This is a genomic window from Zoogloea sp., assembly GCF_023150065.1.
Lineage (GTDB): Bacteria > Pseudomonadota > Gammaproteobacteria > Burkholderiales > Rhodocyclaceae > Zoogloea.
In genome coordinates, this window is the sequence record NZ_JAKLLN010000200.1 from 313 (window position 1) to 559 (window position 247).

General features: G+C 67.2%; 1 pseudogene. It reads right to left on the reverse strand.

The features are described 5' to 3' along the window. Nucleotides 1-247: pseudogene (locus L6Q67_RS24260) on the reverse strand (flavodoxin); the annotation flags it as partial.

The window sequence follows — 247 nt, forward strand, 5'->3', positions numbered from 1 at the left end:
GTTTCACCTGCGCCAGCCAGGTGTCGATGCGTTCGTCAGTGAACATGCCCTGGGTGCGCTGGTCGATGACGAGGCCGACGAAGCGTCCATCCACCACCGCCGCGGAGTGGGCGAAGGTGTAGCCGTCGGTCGGCCAGTCGCCGACGATCTCGGCGCCCCAGCCCTTGAACACCGTGTAGAGCGCGAACAGCGAGCTGCAGAAGCGCTCGGAGTAGCGCTCCTGCGCGCCCAGGCCGAAGAAGGCGAC